The organism is Dysgonomonas reticulitermitis (assembly GCF_054601275.1).
The window spans coordinates 1-6,496 of sequence record NZ_BAAHWU010000083.1; the positions used below are offsets into that span (position 1 = coordinate 1).

Here is a 6,496-nt window from a genome sequence, read left to right on the forward strand (position 1 = left end):
ATAGCGTGCTATAACAGGATAGGCTGTCTCTGATCTTAATGGGAATGTTTTCTTCATTTGATTATTTTTGCCATTTTACATTTACTAAACGGTCGGCTGACTCTCGTTATAAACAACCGTGACTTATGTTATAGACAAAGTTAAACCCTGGCGATAGCATGCGAAAGATGAGCAATACCGAACGCTTACAAAGTATTTATAATTATTGAGACGTAACATCTTATTTATCATGTTGTGATAATCACGTAACAATTACCGGATACTTTTGTACCATTCACAATACACGCGCATTACTATGAAATTTTTATTGATTTTGATTTCTTTTCTTTTATTATCGATAAGCACAAACTCCCAATCCGTTAAAGGAATAGTAAAAGACTCCGGAACCGGTGAAGAAATTATCGGGGCCGTCATTTTTATAAAAGACCGGCCTGAAAAGGGGACATCCACAGGCCTAGACGGCAGTTTTAGTATTAACGGAATACAAAAGTATCCTGTAACCCTTTGTTGCACGCTTCTGGGATATAACCAATCGGAAACCTCCATAAAGGACGCCGGTAACAGTGTAACTATCTGGCTGAAACCGAAAGATCAGAATATCGGGGAAGTTATTATCTATGGTGATGGAGGCCAGAACACAGAAACCAATGCCCGTGGAATCGAACGCAATGCGATGAATGTGGTAAATGTAGTCAGCGCCAAAGCTATTGAAATATCGCCGGACATTACAGTTGCAAACGTGATTCAACGCGTTTCGGGGGTTACGGTGGAACGGAACAGCAGCGGTGACGGGCAATATGCTATCCTGAGAGGAATGGACAAGCGTTTTAACTATACGTTGGTCAATGGAGTGAAAATACCAAGCCCTGACAATAAAAACCGTTTCGTACCGCTTGATATCTTTCCGGCGGAACTCCTCGACAGGCTTGAAGTTACAAAATCCCTGACGGCAAACATGGAAGGCGACGGGATTGGCGGAGCCGTGAATATGGTTATGAAAGACGCCCCTACTCAAAGACAACTTACGGCAAATATATCTACGGGGTATAATTCTCTCTTCTTCGACAGGGATTTCCAGTCGTTCAAAAGCAACACCATTGATAAACAGTCGCCTAACGAACAGTATGGCCTTGCATATCCCGTGAAAATGAAAGACTTTACAACCCATAACCTGAAGGTCTCTTCCGGTAAGGCTTTACCCAATCTTGCGGCCGGATTCTCTTATGGCGACCGTTTCCTTAAAAACCATCTGGGAATAATGCTTGCGGGTAGTTTTCAGAACAGCCGCAGAGGGAGCAACAGCGATATGTACGGGGCTGTGGGTTCGGATGGCATTCAAAGCATCACAAACCGTTATTTTTCCGATAACCAGACCCGGAGCGGTGTTCATGCGAAACTCGATTATCGCTTTTCACCGGGCCATAAGTTAATGTTATATAGTGCATACATGGATTTCCGCAATTCACAGGTAAGGGATGCTTTTGAAACTCAGAGTGAGACTGTCCGTTTACGTTGGAACCATCAGACCATTTTAAATAATACCCTTAAGGGAATGCATGCGTTTTTCAGCAATACACTTCAAATTGACTGGTCCGGGGTTTACTCGAAAGCGACGAATGAAACCCCGGACAATACCCAGATCAACATATCGACAGTAAACGGACTTACATGGGTTTCCCAGAATACAGGAGCGACCCGCCGGTGGGAACACAATTCGGATGAAGATAAGGCCGGGTACCTGAAACTCGGTTACAACTTCAAGGCTGGAAAGTCTGTGCTGAACCTGTCCGCCGGAGGGATGTACAGGGATAAAAAACGTACCAGCTTTTATAACGAATATACATTCAGGCCTTTTGATGAAAGTAAACCGGAAGAAACGCAGCGAATCCTTGTCAGGGGCGAAGACTGGAATAACTACGATGAAATAAAATTTGAGGTCAAGGAATTCGGGAATCTGAGCGACCCGTTGAATTACGATGCCTCCGAAAAGATAGGCGCGGCATATATCCAGTCTAAACTGACGTATAATAAACTGGAAATAATAGCCGGACTAAGGGCTGAACACACCGAACAGGGCTACTTCCTGAAATTCCCGACAGAAAGCGCCCAAAACGAAGGGAATCAGGAATATACGGACTACCTGCCCAGCGTGCATGTCAAATATGGCTTGCACAAAGACGCCAACCTTCGTTTCTCGTATGCAAAATCCCTTAACCGCCCGAGCTTTTTTGAGATAGTGCCCTACAGCCAGATTTATGAAGATTATAAGGAAAGAGGGAATCCCGACCTTATACATACGACTGCCCATAACATCGACCTGCGGTATGAATACTTTCCCCGTCAGTCGGAACAGGTTATGTTAGGCCTCTTCTATAAAAATATACAGAATCCGATCGAATTCGGGATGATGAGTGGTTTCGGGCAGGACACCTACTATATGCCGATGAATTTCGGCGATGCGTACAATTATGGCGTAGAGCTCGATGTAACAAAATATTTCAGCAGGTTTGGTATAAAGGCGAATTATACGTTCACCCATTCGCGGATTACCACTACAAAAATGGAAGAAATTCCGGATAATACAGGCGGAGGTTCCGGGCACACTACAACTTATATAGACCAAAGCCGCCCTTTGTACGGCCAGGCCGGGCATGTCGTGAATTTTTCGCTCTTATATAAAGATACCTATAACGGATGGGATGCCCAGCTGGCATTCTCTTACACAGGAGAACGTATATGCATCGTATCGCGGTATTACAACCGTGATAGCTGGCAGGCCGGCTACACGCAACTGGATGCTTCGGTTGAAAAACAGTTTAAAACGGGACTGGCCTTATTTGCCAAAGCCTCTAACCTGACCAATTCGCCGATGATACAATATGTCAAATCCAACAGCAATAACCAGGGGCAGGAAAATGTCAGGCGGTATAAAGGCGGAATTGTCGAACGCTACGACCATTACGGCGTAAATATGATGCTGGGAATGAAATATAAATTCTAAAAAATAATAACTAAATTAAAAACAAAGCGTATGAAAGTTAAATTACTTTTTTCTGTAATGATCGTAGTGTTTGCTACAATATTTACAGGTTGTAAAGACGAAGAGGATAATGACGTATCACTGGCCGGGATTACCTTGTCTAAGACCTCGGTTACTTTGAAACCTGAAATAACCGAAACGTTGACTTGCACATTCTTTCCCGATAACGCAGCCAACAAGGATGTAACATGGAGTTCTTCCAATACGGCTGTAGCCACTGTCGATAATAAAGGACAGGTAATAGCCGTAGGCGTAGGTACAGCACAAATTACAGTAACATCCGCGCAGGATGCTTCACTCAAGGCCACATGTGACGTAACCGTTGCATGGGATCAACTAAACAATGTCAGCGGGAACGTATCGGGTGTATGGGAGAAAAATACGGTAGTAAACGTATCGGGGCATATCAGTGTACCCAAAGGTAATAGCCTGACAATTGAAGAAGGTGTACAGGTGATTTTCGATGACAATGGCGTGGGCGCCAGCCATACGAAAATAGAGTTTATGGTAGCCGGTAACCTGTATTGTAAAGGGACTACAACTAATCCAGTCCTGTTTTCAGTTGCTCCGGGCAAACGTACTTCTGCGAATATCTTCGCCGGACTATGGGGCGGAATAGTCGGCACTCCAGATTGCGGGGAAATGCTGTTCGACCATGTAATTATCGAATATACAGGCGCTCCGGTTGTGGCCGATTCACCTTCAGCCATTGCCGGTATCTATACTGCAGGTGACGATGCTGCACCGCAAATCACGACCAATAATGTGAACGGGAAATATGTCCTTATCAATTCGGAATTAAGGTATGGAGCGTCCGATGCTACTTATTTTATGGGAGGTAACGTGATTGTTGCCAATAACCTGTTCCATGCGAACGGCTATACAGGGGCTGAAGCCGTAAACGTTAAAGCCGGATGTAAGGCCGATGTTGCCTTTAATGTTATGTACAGCCCCAATACAAATGGCTTGAAACTGTCGAGCTCCGGGCAGGATGATACGGCAGGCCGTTTCCAGGCACAGATTAAAGCGTATAATAATACGATTATCAATGCTGGATGGAGGCGCGACGGCGAAAAAGGCGGTTCTGCATATATCGAGAAGGCAGCGTTGGTAAGCATATTCAATAACCTGATCGTAAACTGCAAGTTTAAGGCAATGACGCCGAAATGGGGAACTGTCAGTATATCGGATGGTTGTGATACGAATTCAGTGATAGACTATAACTTTTATGCATCGGGTTCACAGCAAAGCACACTTCCGCAGGATATAGCGGGAGGAACTATCACGTCATTCCTCGGTTATACGAAATCCAATAAGAACGTATATCCTCAATATGTCGATGTAAATAGTTTTGTAAGTGCTTTGGCTGGCGATGCGGCAAAAGACCCTAAATTTGTGAACTATCCGTTCAACACCGATCCTTTGACAAGTTATACCTATAATTCTTCCTGGGATTTCCATGTCCAGTCCGGCTCTCCGGTTCTTACCGGGGCTTATAACGGATCAGACGCGAAGATGGTCCCGCTCTTCTCGTCCACAGGACTTACCATTAACGGTACAACCTATAAAACGCCTGTTCCGGCCAGCCGTTTCGGCGCATATGGTACAAATTAAAAAAACAGTATTAATTAATCAATTTATTGTATTGTGTATATTATCGCACAATGCAATTCTGTAAGAAATAGCATATGAAAAAACTTAATTCCATATTACTGATACTTTTTGTCTTCACTGCCTCAATACAGGCACAGGTACAAAATCTGCCCAAATTGCCGAAAGGATTAAACTTTATCGTAGCCAATGATATGGGACGGCAAGGGTATTATGAACAGAAACCCATTGCAAAGATAATGGGTGAAGTGGCGGAACAAAACAGTATCGAGTTTGTGGTTCTGGCCGGGGATTCGCATCATTACATGGGAGTTGCGAGCGTAAGTGATCCGCGCTGGATGACAAACTTCGAGCTTATCTACGATAATCCCGAGTTACAGATACCGTGGAATGTAATCCTGGGTAACCATGAATACAAGGGCAATACGCAGGCCGTACTGGATTATACGCATATCAGCCGGCGGTGGAATGCTCCCGCACGGTACTATTCCATTGAAATGAAAATAGGGAAAGGCGATGATAAGTGCTTGTTCGTTTATATAGATACCTCTCCGTTAATAGATAAATACCGTGAGGAAAAGGATGAATACCCGGATGCCTGCAGGCAGGATATAAATGAGCAACTGAAATGGATGGAATCCACTCTTTTCAAATCGGATGCACGCTGGAAATTCGTAATCGGCCATCATCCCGTTTATGCTGATACGGGCAAGGACATATCCGAACGTAGCGATATGCAGAGGAGAGTAGGTCGTATTTTGGAAAACAATGCTGTTGACTTTTATATCTGCGGGCATATCCATAATTTTCAATACATAAAGCCTCAGGGTAAAAAAGTCAATTATATAGTGAATTCGGCTGCTGCTTTATCACGTAGTGTAAAGCCTGTGGAGGGAACCATATTCTGTAGCGGAGACCCGGGATTCTCCGTATTTACAGTCTCGGACAATGCCGTCGATTTTTATTTTATAAACCATAAAGGGGAAACAATCTATACAAATAAAATAACAAAATAAAAACGGAATTTTATATGGATTGTTTATATCGGTAAATTATTTCCGGCAGTTAGTTCATCCGGCAATACTTTTATACTAAATAAAGCCTAGGGTATTTACTTTAGGCTTTAGTTATTATATAAATAAAAATTCCGGCAATTTCCTTGGTATTTCACATGCATTACCATGAATTTTTCTATTTAAAATATGTGATATAAAATTTATTTATTTTGAAATCAAAATTAATAGTAAGCGGTTATAAAAAAATGGGTTGTCCGGACTTCTCACAAGCGTGGACAACCCGTCATGAAGACAAATAATATCCCTCTGGTTCTATGGAGAGAAAGACAACTAATGTTTGATTATTATATCCTGTTTCTATTCTCATCCGGTACTGCGTTTTCCCTGCACTATCTTTATCTTGTTGCCGGTACCGTACGACGCTTATCCGCTACGGTAGGGCCATCCTTTTAATCGTCCGGTGCCACGCGGTCCTTTGCGGGTCATCACGCGCTGGCCCTCAAAGCGTGCGCCGTCCTCGATCTCCAGTTCTGTGGTCGCCAGGTCGCCGAGCAAAATTCCGCCTTTGCGCAGGAAGGTATGCCTGGTGATACCGGCATTGCCGTCCAGTAAACCGTATATATCCAGGAAGGCAGCCTAGATATTCCCGCGCATCTCTCCGCCGGGGCCGATGATCACGGCCTTTGTGCTGCAGATATCCCCGAGGACGGCCCCGTCGATGCGCAGGTCTTCACTGAGTTTTACCTCACCGGTGAAAACAGTACCGTTAGCCACTATGCTCGGAGCCTGAGCCTGCGGTCCGGTCCTCACATTCCTTCCCCTGTTCTTT

The 6,496-nt window shown here is 44.1% G+C and carries 4 protein-coding genes; 3 read left to right on the forward strand and 1 reads right to left on the reverse strand.

Annotation, left to right across the window (positions count from 1 at the left end; genetic code table 11):
- Positions 1 to 295: 295 nt before the first annotated feature.
- The 3 genes from ACYPZI_RS15255 (at position 296) to ACYPZI_RS15265 (ending at position 5,667) form a co-directional block, all read left to right on the forward strand.
- Positions 296 to 3,001: a TonB-dependent receptor gene (locus tag ACYPZI_RS15255; protein ID WP_459603122.1), complete on the forward strand. Its 2,706-nt coding sequence runs from the start codon at positions 296 to 298 to the stop codon at positions 2,999 to 3,001.
- A gap of 30 nt (positions 3,002 to 3,031) precedes the next feature.
- Positions 3,032 to 4,654, forward strand: a complete 1,623-nt coding sequence (locus ACYPZI_RS15260) for an Ig-like domain-containing protein (RefSeq protein WP_459603124.1) — start codon at positions 3,032 to 3,034, stop codon at positions 4,652 to 4,654.
- A gap of 74 nt (positions 4,655 to 4,728) precedes the next feature.
- Entirely contained in the window at positions 4,729 to 5,667 is a 939-nt protein-coding gene (locus tag ACYPZI_RS15265; protein WP_459603126.1) for a metallophosphoesterase, read from the forward strand.
- Between the two features lie 636 nt (positions 5,668 to 6,303).
- Here the strand turns inward: ACYPZI_RS15265 and ACYPZI_RS15270 are convergent.
- Positions 6,304 to 6,496, reverse strand: a 193-nt coding sequence (locus ACYPZI_RS15270; RefSeq protein WP_459603128.1) for a bactofilin family protein, incomplete at its 5' end; no start/stop codon positions are given.